Below are 16250 nucleotides of genomic sequence, written 5' to 3'. Positions count from 1 at the left end.
CACTACTGGTGTCAAAATCACTCAAAAAATTAAATAATTTGGTGGTGATTTATTCGATCGCGGGGTGGAGCAGTCTGGCAGCTCGTCGGGCTCATAACCCGAAGGTCACAGGTTCAAATCCTGTCCCCGCAACCAATCGAAATGATCTTTAACAATATGCAACTGATAAGTGTGGGTACTTATTGAACGAGGCAGTGATTGTTTACAATCACACTCAAAAAATATAGTGCTTACACACAAATTTGTGAACAAGACCACATTAGCTTTTAGCTAATTAACCTTGTGAATGAATTTGAGTTTTTATAAAGCACAAAGCGATTTATCTAACTTTCCTTCGGGAAAGTATAGTAAAAAACAAGATTAAACTGAAGAGTTTGATCCTGGCTCAGATTGAACGCTGGCGGGATGCTTTACACATGCAAGTCGAACGGCAGCATAGAGAGCTTGCTCTCTGATGGCGAGTGGCGAACGGGTGAGTAATATATCGGAACGTGCCCAGTAATGGGGAATAACTAGCCGAAAGGTTAGCTAATACCGCATACGACCTACGGGTGAAAGCAGGGGATCTTAGGACCTTGCGTTATTGGAGCGGCCGATATCTGATTAGCTTGTTGGTGGGGTAAAAGCCTACCAAGGCAACGATCAGTAGCTGGTCTGAGAGGACGATCAGCCACACTGGAACTGAGACACGGTCCAGACTCCTACGGGAGGCAGCAGTGGGGAATTTTGGACAATGGGGGAAACCCTGATCCAGCCATCCCGCGTGAGTGAAGAAGGCCTTCGGGTTGTAAAGCTCTTTCGAAAGTGAAGAAAACTTATTTCATAATATGTTATGAGTATGACGGTAACTTTAGAAGAAGCACCGGCTAACTACGTGCCAGCAGCCGCGGTAATACGTAGGGTGCGAGCGTTAATCGGAATTACTGGGCGTAAAGCGTGCGCAGGCGGTTTTGTAAGTCAGATGTGAAATCCCCGAGCTTAACTTGGGAACTGCGTTTGAAACTACAAGACTAGAGTGTGTCAGAGGGGGGTAGAATTCCACGTGTAGCAGTGAAATGCGTAGAGATGTGGAGGAATACCAATGGCGAAGGCAGCCCCCTGGGATAACACTGACGCTCATGCACGAAAGCGTGGGGAGCGAACAGGATTAGATACCCTGGTAGTCCACGCCCTAAACGATGTCAACTAGTTGTTGGTGGAGTAAGATCCATGAGTAACGTAGCTAACGCGTGAAGTTGACCGCCTGGGGAGTACGGTCGCAAGATTAAAACTCAAAGGAATTGACGGGGGCCCGCACAAGCGGTGGATTATGTGGATTAATTCGATGCAACGCGAAAAACCTTACCTGGCCTTGACATGTACCGAATTTAGCAGAGATGCTTTAGTGCTCGTAAGAGAACGGTAACACAGGTGCTGCATGGCTGTCGTCAGCTCGTGTCGTGAGATGTTGGGTTAAGTCCCGCAACGAGCGCAACCCTTGCCATTAATTGCCATCATTTAGTTGGGCACTTTAATGGGACTGCCGGTGACAAACCGGAGGAAGGTGGGGATGACGTCAAGTCCTCATGGCCCTTATGGCCAGGGCTTCACACGTAATACAATGGTCGGTACAGAGGGCTGCTAACCCGCGAGGGGGTGCTAATCTCAGAAAACCGATCGTAGTCCGGATTGTTGTCTGCAACTCGACAGCATGAAGTCGGAATCGCTAGTAATCGCGGATCAGAATGTCGCGGTGAATACGTTCCCGGGCCTTGTACACACCGCCCGTCACACCATGGGAGTGGGTTTTACCAGAAGTAGTTAGTCTGACCGTAAGGGGGACGATTACCACGGTAGGATTCATGACTGGGGTGAAGTCGTAACAAGGTAGCCGTATCGGAAGGTGCGGCTGGATCACCTCCTTTCTAGAGAATCCTCTTCTTTAAGTATTCACACTTATCAGTTGTTAAGCGATCAAAGATAAATTGGCCCTATCGAGAGGGGTCTGTAGCTCAGCTGGTTAGAGCACCGTCTTGATAAGGCGGGGGTCGTTGGTTCGAGCCCAACCAGACCCACCAATTATTATATTTTGGGGGATTAGCTCAGCTGGGAGAGCACCTGCTTTGCAAGCAGGGGGTCGTCGGTTCGATCCCGTCATCCTCCACCATTTTCTTTGTATTAGAAGTTATACTCAAGAGCGTTTTGTGTTCTTGAGTCTAGCTTTTAAAGCTAGTATGTTCTTTAACAATTTGGAAGAAGTAAGACTTGAAATCATAAGATTGTGATGAGATTATGATTTCATTGGGTAAGATTGTAGTAATCAAACTTTTTTAACACTGAGATTTGTAGTTATTCTATAAATTGAGTTTTATTAAAAGTTGCTTTAGAAAAAATAAATCTTATAACTGAGAAATTTAGGTTTTAATGTTATAGGATCAAGTGAATAAGTGCATATGGCGGATGCCTTGGCGATTACAGGCGATGAAGGACGCGATAGTCTGCGAAAATTCTCGGGGAGTTGGCAAATAAACTTTGATCCGGGAGTGTCCGAATGGGGAAACCCACCCTTTTAGGGTATCCATCTCTGAATACATAGGAGATGTGAAGCGAACCGAGTGAACTGAAACATCTAAGTAACTCGAGGAAAAGAAATCAACCGAGATTCCGGAAGTAGTGGCGAGCGAAACCGGAACAGCCTGTTACTTTTAGCTTGCGCGTTAGTAAAATGGAATGGAAAGTCCAGCCGTAGAGGGTGATAGCCCCGTATACGAAAGCCCGCAAGTGGAACTAGGGTAACGACAAGTAGGACGGGACACGTGAAATCTTGTCTGAACATGGGGGGACCATCCTCCAAGGCTAAATACTCGTAATCGACCGATAGTGAACTAGTACCGTGAGGGAAAGGTGAAAAGAACCCCGGGAGGGGAGTGAAATAGATTCTGAAATCATATGCATACAAACAGTAGGAGCCCTTCGGGGTGACTGCGTACCTTTTGTATAATGGGTCAGCGACTTACATTCAGTAGCAAGCTTAACCGATAGGGGAGGCGTAGCGAAAGCGAGTCCTAATAGGGCGTCTTAAGTTACTGGGTGTAGACCCGAAACCAAGTGATCTATCCATGGCCAGGATGAAGGTGCGGTAACACGTACTGGAGGTCCGAACCCACAAATGTTGAAAAATTTGGGGATGAGCTGTGGATAGGGGTGAAAGGCTAAACAAACTTGGAGATAGCTGGTTCTCTCCGAAAACTATTTAGGTAGTGCCTCGTGTATAACTGCTGGGGGTAGAGCACTGTTATGGCTAGGGGGCTCATAAGAGCTTACCAAACCATTGCAAACTCCGAATACCGGCAAGTTCAATCACGGGAGACAGACATCGGGTGCTAACGTCCGGTGTCGAAAGGGAAACAACCCAGACCACCAGCTAAGGTCCCTAATGATGTGCTAAGTGGTAAACGAAGTGAGAAGGCACAGACAGCCAGGAGGTTGGCTTAGAAGCAGCCACCCTTTAAAGAAAGCGTAATAGCTCACTGGTCGAGTCGTCTCGCGCGGAAGATGTAACGGGGCTAAGCACATAACCGAAGCTGTGGATGCATATTTATATGCATGGTAGGAGAGCGTTCTGTAGGCCTGCGAAGGTGTTCCGTGAGGAATGCTGGAGGTATCAGAAGTGCGAATGCTGACATGAGTAGCGATAAAGTGTGTGAAAGGCACACTCGCCGAAAGCCCAAGGTTTCCTGTGCAACGTTAATCGGCGCAGGGTGAGTCGGCCCCTAAGGTGAGGCAGAAATGCGTAACCGATGGGAAACAGATTAATATTTCTGTACTTCAATTTAATGCGATGTGGGGACGGAGAAGGTTAGGTCAGCCTAGTGACGGATATCTAGGTTTAAGCGTGTAGGTAGATTCTTTAGGCAAATCCGGAGAGTCAATACCAAGGCGTGATGACGAGTGAACTTTTGTTCATGAAGTGATTGATACCATGCTTCCAAGAAAAGCCACTAAGCTTCAGTTAAATTGAAACCGTACCGCAAACCAACACAGGTGGGCAGGATGAGAATTCTAAGGCGCTTGAGAGAACTCTGGAGAAGGAACTCGGCAAATTAGTACCGTAACTTCGGGATAAGGTACGCCCCAGTAGGTTGAAGCATTTTACATGTGGAGGCCGACGGGGTTGCAGTGAATAGGTGGCTGCGACTGTTTAATAAAAACATAGCACTGTGCAAACACGAAAGTGGACGTATACGGTGTGACGCCTGCCCGGTGCCGGAAGGTTAAATGATGGGGTGCAAGCTCTTGATTGAAGCCCCGGTAAACGGCGGCCGTAACTATAACGGTCCTAAGGTAGCGAAATTCCTTGTCGGGTAAGTTCCGACCCGCACGAATGGCGTAACGATGGCCACACTGTCTCCTCTAGAGACTCAGCGAAGTTGAAATGGTTGTGAAGATGCAATCTACCCGCGGTTAGACGGAAAGACCCCATGAACCTTTACTATAGCTTTACATTGGACTTTGACAAGATCTGTGTAGGATAGGTGGGAGACTTTGAAGCGCAGTCGCCAGATTGCGTGGAGTCACCCTTGAAATACCACCCTGATGTTGTTGAAGTTCTAACCCAGATCCCTTATCGGGATCGGGGACCGTGTATGGTGGGTAGTTTGACTGGGGCGGTCTCCTCCCAAAGAGTAACGGAGGAGTGCGAAGGTAACCTAGGTACGGTCGGAAATCGTACTTTTAGTGCAATGGCATAAGGTTGCTTGACTGCGAGACGGACAGGTCGAGCAGGTGCGAAAGCAGGTCATAGTGATCCGGTGGTTCTGTATGGAAGGGCCATCGCTCAACGGATAAAAGGTACTCTGGGGATAACAGGCTGATTCCTCCCAAGAGTTCATATCGACGGGGGAGTTTGGCACCTCGATGTCGGCTCATCACATCCTGGGGCTGTAGTCGGTCCCAAGGGTATGGCTGTTCGCCATTTAAAGTGGTACGTGAGCTGGGTTTAAAACGTCGTGAGACAGTTTGGTCCCTATCTGCCGTGGGCGTTGGAAGTTTGAAGGGGGCTGTTCCTAGTACGAGAGGACCGGAATGGACAGATCTCTGGTGGACCGGTTGTTACGCCAGTAGCATAGCCGGGTAGCTAAATCTGGAAAAGATAAACGCTGAAAGCATCTAAGCGTGAAACTTGCCTTAAGATAAGACTTCCCTTGCACTTTAAGTGCACTCAAGAGTCGTTCTAGACCAGGACGTTGATAGGTCAGATGTGGAAGTGCAGTAATGCATGAAGCTAACTGATACTAATTGCTCGTGAGGCTTGATCCTATAACTTTAAATCTTAAAGTTGTCGATCTAAAGCACTACAATTTACAACTTACTTCTTTCTTTTGTTAAATACATCAAACAGATTCGAGCCTTATGGCTTAACAGTTTGTTTGGCGGACATAGCGAGTTGGAACCACTCCTTCCCATTTCGAACAGGACAGTGAAACGATTCAGCGCCGATAATAGTGTGATCTTTTTCATGCGAATGTAGGACACCGCCAAACTTTTATATATAAAAAAACCCAAACGTTTGTTTGGGTTTTTTTTTGTTTAAAATCAGATTACTTTTGCCAGTTATCCCTGAGTGTTGCGGTTCGGTTAAAGATGATTTCATCTGCATTACTATCTGGATCAACAATATAGTAACCATGACGTTCAAATTGAAATTGCTCCCCAGTTTTGACATCTGAAATACTTTCTTCACAATACGCAGATTTCGTTTCTATCGAAGATTGATTAATATCATCAAGGAAATTATCTAATTCATTAGGGTTTTCAGATATAAATAAACGATCATAGTTTCTAATGGTGATTTGTTTAGAAAACTTTGTCGATAACCAATGAATATTGCCCTTTACTTTGACTGCATCACTACCCGCGGACCCAGATTTTGTTTCTGGAAAATATTTACATAAAACAGTAGATACATTTCCACTGATATCAAGCTCGTAACTTGTACATTCAATAACGAAACCATACCTCAAGCGTACTTTATTTCCAGGAAATAACCTAAAGTACTTGGGGGGTGGATTAATTTCAAAATCTTCACCCTCAATCCATAACTCTTTAGTTAATTTAACTTCTCTAATCCCTTCTTCAGGTTTCTGTGGATGGTTCGGGACAGTACAAATTTCAGTATGATTTTCATCAAAATTTTCAATAATCAATTTAATAGGATTTAGAACTGCAATTTTACGATTACATTCCTGATTTAAAACTTCACGCATTGAGTCCTCAAAGTTTTGATAATCAATTATTGAGTCAGACTTTGATACCCCAATTCGGTCCATAAATAATTTAAATCCTTTTGGATGATATCCTCTGCGTTTTGCCCCAACTAAAGTTGGCATCCTTGGGTCATCCCAGCCATTCACATAGTTATCTTCAACTAATTGAATAAGTTTGCGTTTTGATAGAACAACATGACTTAAATTTAAGCGGGAAAACTCATGCTGTTTTGGTAATGGTTTATCAAAAAATTTAAATTCTGCTAATTTTTTTAACACCCATTCATAAAATGGTCTTTGATCTTCAAATTCTAGGGTACAGATTGAGTGTGTTATTTTTTCTAAAGCATCTTCAATGGGGTGAGCAAATGTATACATTGGATATATACACCACTTATCTCCAGTATTATGGTGGGGTACATGTCGAATTCGATATATAGCAGGGTCCCTAAGATTGATATTTGGAGAGGCCATATTAATTTTTGCTCTTAATATCATTTCTCCGTCTTGATAATGACCATTTTTCATTTCCTCAAAGAGCTTTAAGTTTTCTTCAATGGATTGGTTTCTAAATGGTGAATCCCGACCAGGCTCTGTTAAGCTTCCACGATTATTACGTATCTCTTCGGCTGTTTGTTTATCAACGTAAGCTAAACCTGCATTAATTAAAACTTTTGCTGCCTCATACATGTAGTCAAAGTAATTACTTGCGTAATAAAGGTTATTTTCATGCTCATCTTGGAATTGATAGCCAAGCCAATGCACGCTATCGATAATACTTTTTACATATTCTTCATTTTCTTTTTCAGGATTAGTATCATCAAAACGAAGATGACAACGTCCACCAAAATCCGCAGCAAGAGAAAAATTTAAAATAATACTTTTTGCGTGACCAAAATGGAGATAACCATTAGGCTCAGGTGGAAATCTTGTTCTTATTTTAGCAGTATCAATCGGTGCATCTTTATGAGAGTATTCAGGTCCAGGGAGACCAGACCATTTTTTTTCATTATAAAGATTAGCCTCTAGATTTTTTTCAATTATATTTCGAATAAAATTTGTTGGAACTGTATTATTATTTTCATTGCTCATGATGCGTTATTTTACACGTTTTATAAATTTTTAACTTAGCGCATGCTATGATTTATTTGTATGAAAAAGTACGACCTTCCATTTAAAGCGCTCCATATATTATCTGATGGCAACTTCCATTCTGGAGAAAAAATTGCTGCTGAAATTGGATGCTCAAGAGTGACTGTCTGGAAAAGTATTTCCGAATTAAAAACTCTTGGAATAAATATTTTTTCAGTAAAAAAAAAGGGTTACCGTCTTCCAAAAAAAATATCTTTTTTAAATGCTGAAAATATACAAAGAGAACTTGGTGAGCTTAACCAGTTTGTCAATTTAGAATTAATCAATGTTACCGATTCCACAAATAAATATTTAAACTCCTCAGCGACTATAAAGCCCCATGCATCGGTTGTAATAGCCAATATTCAAACCAAAGGTAAAGGTCGTCGAGGTCGATCCTGGCAGACATCAGTAGGTGAATCTTTAGCGATGTCTCTTTTATGGAAATTTGATAAGGGGGCGTCAGGGTTGTCAGGTTTAAGTTTGGTTATTGGCGTTGCTATTCAAAGATTGATGAAAAAAATAGGGATTAACAATTCCTTTTTGAAATGGCCAAATGACCTTTTAATTTTGGAGGATGATGCTTATTTTAAACTCGCTGGTGTTTTAATAGAGCTGCAAGGTGACCTTGAAAGTCGTTGTTCAGCAGTGATTGGAGTAGGTATAAATTATGATTTATCAAATAATATTATTAAAAATATTGATCAACCAGTAACAAATATAAAAAAATATTTAAATAGTGATATAGATTTAAATCAGCTGTCGGCAATGTTAATTAGAGAAATCATTGGCTCTTTATCAGAATTTGAGAGTAATGGATTTTCATCAATTAGAGAAGAGTGGTTGCTTTACAATGCATTTAAAGACAAAACAATAAGCTTTATTAAGAGCAGTGGAGAGATAATTACTGGCCAAATTGTTGACATAGAAACTGATGGCGCACTAAAAATTTTGCAAAATAATGGCATGCATGAAATATTAATCAGTGGTGAAGTTAGTCAACAGAAAATAAATTTTGACGCCACCTAGACTCACAATTCCATCTTATATTACATTTTATTTTAAATAGCAAATTATGACTTTAGTGCGAATATCAAAATTATTATCAAGCCAAGGTATATGTTCCCGTCGTGAGGCTGATCATTTTATTGAATTGGGCTTTGTGTATGTGGATGGTGTCAAAATAACGGAGCTTGGTGCCAAGGCTGACCCAAAGCAAAAAATCGAATTAAGAGGCGAGGGACATAGGCTTCAAAAAAGTAAAAAAACCATTTTATTAAATAAACCCATTGGTTTTGTCTCTCATGCGGATGACGAAGGAAAATATAAATCCTCGCTCTCTTTAATTTTAAAAGAAAATTTTTTTGGAGATGAAAAATTAGATAAACTTTCTTTTAAACTGGCTCCAGCTGGAAGGCTTGATATAGATTCAACAGGACTATTGATCCTCACTGAGGATGGCGTCATTGCAAAAAAAATCATCCAGGAAGATAGTGATATAGAAAAAGAATATCTCGTGAGGGTTATTGGCAATTTAATTCCAAACGGATTAAAGTTGTTAAACCATGGCTTATCTTTAGATGATAAACCATTGAAAAAAGCGATTGTTTCCTGGATAAATGAGGACCAACTCAAATTTATTTTAACAGAAGGAAAAAAAAGACAAATTAGAAGAATGTGTGCGATGGTGGGTTTGAAGGTTGTTGGTCTCAAAAGGGTAAGGATTGGGAAGGTGAGGCTATCTAATTTGCCGATAGGGAAGTGGCGTTTTCTTAAAGAAAATGAGTCTTTTTAAAATAAAATATCTAATTCTTTGTCATGCTGATAGTAAAGAAAGACAATAGTCAAAATTACGACAAACAAACCAATTAGTTTGAATAGTAATGGTTGATTAAATTTGATTTTTTTGATGCTGTTCATAGGCCTGATATATGCTTTTAGCTCGTCCTCCGCTCTTACAATAACCTAATACAGGCTGTTCATTTTGGTTAAACTCTTGGCTAAATTTGTTGATATTTTCATCAGTCATTTGTCCTGGAATAACGGCTATGGATATAAAGCCAATTCCTCTTTTTTTTGCTTCTTTCTTAAGTAATTCTTGTTTTGGTTGATTTTCTTTATCTTCATCCTCTGGTCTAAAGCAGATAATAGTTTTGAATCCATTTTCATTGATCTGATCTAAGTCATTAATGTCAATTTGACCAGTTGCACTATATAAATCGTTTATTTTAGAAATTTGCATAATGTTAACCTTAATTATTTATTACAACCATAAAGATTACCTAAAGTCTGCATGACTTGAATTACCTCATCTGAAGCTATGGAGTAATAATTAAATTTTCCATCTTTACGGATTTTTACGATGCTATCATTTCTTAAAATGGTAAGTTGCTGGGAGAGAGTTGGTTGCTGGATGTTGGTAGCTTCTTCCAATTCCCCAACATTTTTTTCACCCTTTATCAGCTGACAAAGCAGCATCAACCTGTCCTCATTGCCCAAAATTTTAAGCATTGAGCATGCTTGTCCCGCAGAATCTCTTATGGCATCGACGTTTTGAATCTTACAGTTTGTCATAAATATAATATAAATTTATAATATATAAATTTATATTATATTATAATATTAATTAATGCAATTTTTTTGTGGTAACCACTTAAAAATCTAAAAATTGTCACAATAATTTCATCAATACACTGTACTATGTAAATGCTTTCCATAAGAAAGCCCAAAAACATTAATCTCAAAAGGAAAAAACATGAACACAACATATTGGCAGCCTCAAACAGACGAAGATTTAAACTGGTTAAACAATCCGAAAAAAATCACTGAACTTTTATAAGATACAGAATCAAACAATTCCTTCCACAAGAAGGCAGTATTAAATTTATTCTCAAAAGGAAAATTAAATGAAAAAATTATTAATGGTATTAATATTATCCACACCGCTTTTATTAAACGCTCAATCAAGTTATACAGAGAGTCGAATCAATCAATTTAAACACTTAAATGATAAAGTTGAAAGTTTAGAAAGTGCATTAAGATTACAAGCTTTGGTTAACGAGGCAGTGGATAAAGAAAATTATGACCTTGCCTGTAAAGCCCAATCTAAAATCTACACATTGGTAAAACAAGCCAATATTCGCGACATGTTGCATAAGGCTCAGGATCAAAAAAATGCTTATTGTGCAGTGAAAAAATACAGCTCGTTAAATAAATAATTGTATTTGTTCAGATATAGAGGTAGAAGTAACGCTCTAGAGATGTAAAGGATTATCGAATGAATTCGAACGTTTAACGACGAAATTTAATTTAATTTTACTGAAGAATTAAATTCGTTTCCTTTCGTATCTTTAGCAGTAATAGTAACCTCTCCATTAAGTGAGTTAGGAGTTGTGAATTTTAAAAAAGGATCTTGGCTGATTGAGATTTGATTCTCAACCGCTAAAATTTTTTCACCCTGATGATTAAATTCAATAGTTTTTACAATCCACTCAGGGATATATCCACCAGAATCTAGATCTTTTTGTAAGCCCGTAAAATTTGGGTGCTTAATTCTGGAGGTCACAAAATTATTCTCTGCTTTTAAGATTACTTTCCCTAAATCTTTAGTTAATTCCGGATCGTGAACATCCATGTAGCCACTGCATCCACCTGAGGCACGAATAGGGACAAAACTCATGAATAATTCCCCTTGATCAGTTTCAGCAATTGCTCGAACGAAAGAATCTGTCTCCATACGAATTCGAGTACTGATTTTAATTTCTTGGGATTGATCGGTAAGAAAGTAAGTGGCGGCATGTTGACCTGGATTCGCATCAATATACATATAAATTTTCACAATCTTATGCTCGTTGGATGAAAGTGAAACAGTGACGGGGACCTGTGCACCGCTCGAGGCTCTTTTTGGCCCATCAATTTTTAAGAAATTTTGGTTCTCAGAAATTGGACGTTCTTTGAAAACTTGTTCTTTTAGAAAAGGCCAAATATCTGGATTGGCATCAGCATTTACGTTTATATTAATTAAAATGAAAAAATTTAATAGAAGAAATTTTAAAAAATATGTAATGTAATAATTTTTCATAATTTTTTGAACCACAAATTGGCAATATAAGTCACTAATCTATATTCTTTTGAACAATTACTCAAGTTTAGTAACAATTTACATGTTTTCTAAAATCTCATTAATTCTTATCTTTTTATTCCAATTCGCTGCTGTTATGGGAGATGAGTTAAAAAAAATGGCTTTAGATGGCGATCCGCAAAGCTTATGTGCGTATGCCGAACAGCTCGATATTGAGGATTTAAATCGATTTAAGAAACATGCCTACATACTTGGCAATATATCTTGTAATGTTTCACAGCAAATCCAAAAAAAAATAGGTCAGCATGCGCTGATTGAAATTGTTGATACAAAAAAAGATATCAAGCAATTAAAAAAAGAAGCTGAAAATAGTGTTAATAAACAATTACTGATATGGACTTTATATGCCAATGGATATGATGTGTCCAAACTCACAGCATTTACTTGGTTGAAGGTGGCGGCAGAGAATGAACATCCGGCAGCACTGACCATTTTAGGTTGCCTTTATTTCTTTGGATATATTGTTCCAGAAGATAAGGAAAAGGGATATCAGCTTATTCAAAGGGCTTCAGATTTGGATTATTCCATCGCTAAGAATTTATTAAATGAATTAAAAATTTGACAAAATCTGTAGGTTTTGTAAAGTATAAGAGATGTAGGAAGACGAGATGTAAGGTTTTCATATATTTTAAGTACTTAAATTTATTATTTTGGGAGAGATAAGTAATGAAATATTTAAAAGTTTTAACATTAGTAGGTTTTCTAGCAGCGTTTTCTTCAGTTTTTGCTGAAGATGCTAAAGAGTTTCACCCAACAGATGCGCTTTTAATTGGCGGTAATGGTGGTTTCAATCCAACTGGTGATGAAGATTCACCAATCAAACTGCCTGGCGAAGATGGTTTTGAAGCAGGTGATGCGAAGTAATTAATCAGCTATGACCTGGAGCCGGCTCCAGGTCATAATGATTTTCCTTAGTCAATCTTCATGTAGTTCCCCATTCTAATTTATTCTATCCGGTATATCATTCAATTGTAAATCTCAAGTTGAACCTTTGCAGCTTGCTGCATCTTCAATGATCTGGTTTATGTTAATTTTTTTATAACATAAACAAGGAGAAATACTATGTGGACACAACCAACAGCAACTGAAATGCGTTTTGGTTTTGAAGTAACAATGTACGTTTGCAACAAGTAATTTTTAATGAAATTACAACGTCGTAGACATACTGACATTACTTTTTGGCCTTTTCATAACTGGCAATGTACTTGCCCGATATGTTCGGCTTCATCTTTTAATTAATTTTCTTTTAAGGAGAAATATTATGTGGACAAAACCAGCAGCTACTGAAATGCGTTTTGGTTTCGAAGTAACCATGTACGTAATGAACAAGTAATTCATTATTTGTTCTATACTTAAAGCCCGATGTATATCGGGCTTTTTTATTGTTAAAATTATGGTTCAATGCATAAATTTATTTATATAGTTTTATTTTTATTTCTTTCCTCGCATGCTTTTGCTGAATGGACATTAATCTTTTCTAATGACGAAACTAATGCTAAGTACTATGTAGATTTATCTTCATTGAATAAAAGGAAAGAGACGATCCGCATGATGACGCTTGAGGATTACATAGCGCCTGAGATTGCGAAAAAGGGTCAAAAAAAAATTAGTTACAACTCAGTGAAGACTCTATCCGAATTTAATTGTAGCTTGCAAATGATGAGGGTTTTATCCTACTCAGTTTACAAAAATCAGATGGCATTTGGAGAGCCGATACTATCCAAGGGAATACCTTTTGAATGGTCCAAGGTCAATCATAATACGGTGAATGATGCCTATCTTAATATCGCCTGTAATGAAATTAATTGATTTATCAAAAAGGGATATCCCTCAGATTAATTCTTGTTTTTAATTGGCTTTTAAAGTCATCCTGAATTTCTACTAAACCTTTTTCTGTTTCTGCTTCAAATCTCAATACAATCACAGGAGTGGTATTGGATGCTCGCATTAAACCAAAGCCATGTTTGTATTCAACACGCAGCCCGTCAATCTTAATTATCTCAAGCGCCTTATCAAAATGTGCCTCTTGTTGTAATGATTCGATAATGCTGTGTTGCTCACCTTCACTTACTGGAATGTTAATTTCTGGAGTAGAAAATCCTTTGGGCAGGTCGGATAATATTTTTTCTATATCTTGGGTTGCGTGACTTAAGATTTCTAATAATCTAGCACCTGCGTAAACTCCATCATCAAAGCCATACCATTTATCATTAAAAAAAGTATGACCACTCATCTCACCAGCCAAAATGGCATTTTCCTCTTTCATTTTCTTTTTAATCAAGGAGTGGCCGGTTTTCCACACCACAGGCTCCCCACCATTATTTTTGATCCAAGAATGAAGATACCTAGATGACTTCACATCAAAAATTATTTTTCTGCCTGCATTGTCTCTTAAGATATTTTTGGCAAATAACATTAATTGCCGATCTGGGTAAATAATCTCTCCATTTTTATTAACTACTCCCAATCGATCTGCGTCACCATCAAAAGCCAAACCCAGCTCACAATCTGTATTTTTTACGACATCAATTAACTCTCTTAAATTATCAGGCTTCGACGGATCTGGATGGTGATTAGGAAAATTACCGTCGACTTCGTCATACATCATATGCGTATCAATTCCAAGCTCCTGAAATAACTCTCTGGCAATCACACCGGCAGCACCATTTCCACAATCAATGGCAACTTTCATTTTTCTTTTTAATTTGATGGTGCTCAGAATTTTATCTTTGTAAGCTGATTTAACTTCTTTGCTCACACTTTTGCCAGTACCAACAATAAAGTTATTCGCTAGTATTCTTTGCTTTAATTTTTGAATGTCATCAGCACTAAGGGTGGTTTTATTAATGACCATTTTAAAGCCATTGTAATTGGGTGGATTATGGCTACCGGTAATCATCACCCCAGAATCAGTTCCTAAAAAAAAAGTACTAAAATAGAGAATGGGGGTGGTAACTAACCCAATATTAATGGTGTTGACACCAGTGGAGTTTATTCCTTTGATCAATGTATTGCAGATACTGGGGCTGGATAGCCGGCCGTCATAGCCAACACATATTTCAGTTTGATTTTGAATAATAGCCTCAGATCCGATTGCTTTCCCGATGGCAAAAATAGTGTCATCCGTCAGACCTTCATTCACTATCCCTCGAATGTCATAGGCTTTGAATATTGAATGGTCCAGCATTATTCATACTCCTCAATCCAGGCCATTTGAATTGCTTCAAGAATTCTTTCACCACAGTTATTTTCATTATCTGTGAATCCATCTAATTCCAAGACCCATTGCATAAGGTCTGTAAATCTAATTGTTTTAGGATCGATATCTGGATATTTATCATACAATTCTTCAGCAATTAGAGTCGAGTCTGTCCATTTCATAAAATTTCCTAACGTTTAATTTTGCCTTCATTTAAGCATTAAATACCTATGAGTAGCATGATAAAATAGTAGTTCTTATTAATCAGATACTAAACAAAAAATGTACAACAGCCAAGATTATTTATTAAAAGATATTGATCCTGAAATTTATGAGCAGGTAATCAGTGAGGAAAAACGTCAAGAAGAGCACATCGAGTTAATTGCATCTGAAAATTACACCAGCCCAGCTGTGATGGCAGCCCAAGGTTCGCAGCTTACAAATAAGTATGCAGAGGGCTACATTGGCAAGCGATTTTATGGTGGGTGTGAATTTGTAGATCAAGTTGAACAGCTTGCCATTGATCGTATTAAGAAATTATATGGTGCAGAATACGCTAACGTTCAACCTCATTCAGGTAGTCAAGCCAACCAAGCGGTTTATTTTGCCTTTTTAAAGCCCGGCGACACGATTATGGGTATGAATTTAGGCCATGGTGGCCATCTTACTCATGGTTCCCCAGCAAATTTATCAGGAAAATTATTTAATATCGTTCCCTATGGATTAAATGATAAAGAAGAGATTGATTATGATCACATGGAGGAGTTGGCAATTGAAAATAAACCTAAATTAATTATAGGGGGCGCGTCTGCCTATGCCTTAACCTTTGACTGGGAAAGAATGTCCAATATTGCAAAAAAAGTTGGTGCTTACTTTATGGTGGATATGGCCCATTACTCAGGACTGATTGCAGGTGGTGTGTATCCTAACCCAACACCATATGCTGACTTTGTGACTTCAACCACTCACAAGTCTCTAAGAGGCCCAAGAGGGGGCTTTATTTTAGCGAAAGAGGAGCATGGCAAGGCATTAAATTCTATGGTGTTTCCTGGTATTCAAGGAGGACCCTTGATGCATGTGATTGCAGCAAAAGCGGTTGCATTTTTAGAGGCACTTAAACCATCCTTTAAAGAATATCAGCAACATGTTGTTAAAAATGCACAAGCAATGGCTCAGCAATTTATTCGGCGCGGATATCGTGTAATCTCTGGAAGAACGGAGTCACATGTTTTTTTAGTTGATCTGAGAGCTCAAAAATTAACTGGCAAAGAAGCAGATCGTTTACTGGGTGAAGCACATATTACGGTCAATAAAAATTCGATTCCTAATGACCCTGAAAGTCCTTTTGTCACTTCTGGTATTCGAATTGGTACCCCTGCAATTACAACAAGAGGATTGAAAGAAAAGGATGCTATTGAGGTAGTTAACTTCATAGCAGATATTTTGGATCATCCTGGAAATGAGGAAATTTCATTAAAAGTGAAAGCTCAAGTATCTGAAATGATGAAGAAATTCCCAGTTTACAATAGATAGG

General features: G+C 38.7%; 15 protein-coding genes, 3 tRNA genes and 3 rRNA genes. 15 read left to right on the top strand and 6 right to left on the bottom strand.

The window, feature by feature from the left end:
* Window positions 1-58 precede the first annotated feature (58 nt).
* The 6 genes from QFA95_RS04685 (at window position 59) to rrf (ending at window position 5522) form a co-directional block, all read left to right on the top strand.
* Window positions 59-135, top strand: a tRNA-Met gene (locus tag QFA95_RS04685).
* Window positions 136-362: 227 nt separating this feature from the next.
* Window positions 363-1904, top strand: a 16S ribosomal RNA gene (locus tag QFA95_RS04680).
* A gap of 76 nt (window positions 1905-1980) precedes the next feature.
* Window positions 1981-2057 (top strand) — tRNA-Ile (locus QFA95_RS04675).
* 13 nt (window positions 2058-2070) lie between these two features.
* Window positions 2071-2146: transfer RNA gene (locus QFA95_RS04670), tRNA-Ala, on the top strand.
* Window positions 2147-2412: 266 nt separating this feature from the next.
* A 23S ribosomal RNA gene (locus QFA95_RS04665) occupies window positions 2413-5298 on the top strand.
* A 109-nt stretch (window positions 5299-5407) separates the two neighbouring features.
* Window positions 5408-5522: ribosomal RNA gene (gene rrf / locus QFA95_RS04660) — 5S ribosomal RNA — on the top strand.
* Together the 16S, 23S and 5S rRNA genes with 3 tRNA genes alongside form the textbook arrangement of a ribosomal RNA operon.
* Before the next feature lie 57 nt (window positions 5523-5579).
* Here the strand turns inward: rrf and QFA95_RS04655 are convergent.
* Complete coding sequence (locus QFA95_RS04655) at window positions 5580-7337, bottom strand: glutamine--tRNA ligase/YqeY domain fusion protein (protein WP_486462375.1); 1758 nt, start codon at window positions 7335-7337, stop codon at window positions 5580-5582.
* A 60-nt stretch (window positions 7338-7397) separates the two neighbouring features.
* Here QFA95_RS04655 and QFA95_RS04650 point away from each other — a divergent pair, with 60 nt between their 5' ends.
* Both QFA95_RS04650 and QFA95_RS04645 read left to right on the top strand, forming a co-directional pair.
* Complete coding sequence (locus tag QFA95_RS04650) at window positions 7398-8405, top strand: biotin--[acetyl-CoA-carboxylase] ligase (RefSeq protein ID WP_486462374.1); 1008 nt, start codon at window positions 7398-7400, stop codon at window positions 8403-8405.
* A 46-nt stretch (window positions 8406-8451) separates the two neighbouring features.
* A complete protein-coding gene (locus QFA95_RS04645; RefSeq protein WP_486462373.1) occupies window positions 8452-9171 on the top strand; it encodes a pseudouridine synthase in 720 nt (239 codons plus the stop codon).
* Between the two features lie 96 nt (window positions 9172-9267).
* On the opposite strand, the gene QFA95_RS04640 is transcribed toward QFA95_RS04645, so the two are convergent.
* Together QFA95_RS04640 and QFA95_RS04635 are read right to left on the bottom strand one after the other, a co-directional pair.
* Window positions 9268-9618, bottom strand: coding sequence for a protein tyrosine phosphatase family protein (locus QFA95_RS04640; protein WP_486462372.1), 351 nt, complete (start codon window positions 9616-9618; stop codon window positions 9268-9270).
* A 14-nt stretch (window positions 9619-9632) separates the two neighbouring features.
* Window positions 9633-9950, bottom strand: a complete 318-nt coding sequence (locus QFA95_RS04635) for an ArsR/SmtB family transcription factor (RefSeq protein WP_486462371.1) — start codon at window positions 9948-9950, stop codon at window positions 9633-9635.
* A 332-nt stretch (window positions 9951-10282) separates the two neighbouring features.
* On the opposite strand from QFA95_RS04635, the gene QFA95_RS04630 reads away from it, so the two are divergent.
* Entirely contained in the window at window positions 10283-10594 is a 312-nt protein-coding gene (locus tag QFA95_RS04630; protein WP_486462370.1) for a hypothetical protein, read from the top strand.
* Between the two features lie 86 nt (window positions 10595-10680).
* Here the strand turns inward: QFA95_RS04630 and QFA95_RS04625 are convergent, their stop codons facing one another.
* Complete coding sequence (locus QFA95_RS04625) at window positions 10681-11457, bottom strand: quinoprotein dehydrogenase-associated SoxYZ-like carrier (RefSeq protein WP_486462369.1); 777 nt, start codon at window positions 11455-11457, stop codon at window positions 10681-10683.
* Between the two features lie 82 nt (window positions 11458-11539).
* Between QFA95_RS04625 and QFA95_RS04620 the strand changes: the two genes are divergently transcribed.
* The 5 genes from QFA95_RS04620 to QFA95_RS04600 all read left to right on the top strand — a co-directional run bounded on the left by QFA95_RS04620 (window position 11540) and on the right by QFA95_RS04600 (window position 13326).
* On the top strand, window positions 11540-12079 hold the full coding sequence (locus QFA95_RS04620; RefSeq protein WP_486462368.1) for a tetratricopeptide repeat protein: 540 nt from the start codon (window positions 11540-11542) through the stop codon (window positions 12077-12079).
* A 104-nt stretch (window positions 12080-12183) separates the two neighbouring features.
* A complete protein-coding gene (locus tag QFA95_RS04615) occupies window positions 12184-12381 on the top strand; it encodes a hypothetical protein (RefSeq protein WP_486462367.1) in 198 nt (65 codons plus the stop codon).
* 198 nt (window positions 12382-12579) lie between these two features.
* Window positions 12580-12651, top strand: coding sequence for a pyrroloquinoline quinone precursor peptide PqqA (gene pqqA, locus QFA95_RS04610; RefSeq protein ID WP_082133176.1), 72 nt, complete (start codon window positions 12580-12582; stop codon window positions 12649-12651).
* A 127-nt stretch (window positions 12652-12778) separates the two neighbouring features.
* Window positions 12779-12850: a pyrroloquinoline quinone precursor peptide PqqA gene (gene pqqA / locus QFA95_RS04605; protein ID WP_081624291.1), complete on the top strand. Its 72-nt coding sequence runs from the start codon at window positions 12779-12781 to the stop codon at window positions 12848-12850.
* 68 nt (window positions 12851-12918) lie between these two features.
* On the top strand, window positions 12919-13326 hold the full coding sequence (locus QFA95_RS04600) for a surface-adhesin E family protein (RefSeq protein ID WP_486462366.1): 408 nt from the start codon (window positions 12919-12921) through the stop codon (window positions 13324-13326).
* Between the two features lie 4 nt (window positions 13327-13330).
* On the opposite strand, the gene QFA95_RS04595 is transcribed toward QFA95_RS04600, so the two are convergent.
* Both QFA95_RS04595 and iscX read right to left on the bottom strand, forming a co-directional pair.
* Window positions 13331-14704, bottom strand: a complete 1374-nt coding sequence (locus QFA95_RS04595) for a phosphomannomutase/phosphoglucomutase (protein WP_486462365.1) — start codon at window positions 14702-14704, stop codon at window positions 13331-13333.
* Window positions 14704-14898 (bottom strand): Fe-S cluster assembly protein IscX, encoded by a 195-nt coding sequence (gene iscX, locus QFA95_RS04590; protein WP_486462364.1) that lies wholly within the window; start codon window positions 14896-14898, stop codon window positions 14704-14706. Before iscX ends, QFA95_RS04595 begins: the two co-directional genes overlap by 1 nt.
* Window positions 14899-14998: 100 nt before the next feature.
* Between iscX and glyA the strand changes: the two genes are divergently transcribed.
* Window positions 14999-16249, top strand: coding sequence for a serine hydroxymethyltransferase (gene glyA / locus QFA95_RS04585; RefSeq protein WP_486462363.1), 1251 nt, complete (start codon window positions 14999-15001; stop codon window positions 16247-16249).
* Window position 16250 lies beyond the last annotated feature (1 nt).

Source organism: Candidatus Methylolitoribacter marinus (assembly GCF_051853155.1).
In the GTDB taxonomy this organism is placed as follows: domain Bacteria; phylum Pseudomonadota; class Gammaproteobacteria; order Burkholderiales; family Methylophilaceae; genus BACL14.
The sequence above is the reverse complement of the archived record's forward strand: the minus strand, read 5'-3'. Positions and strand labels throughout refer to the sequence as shown.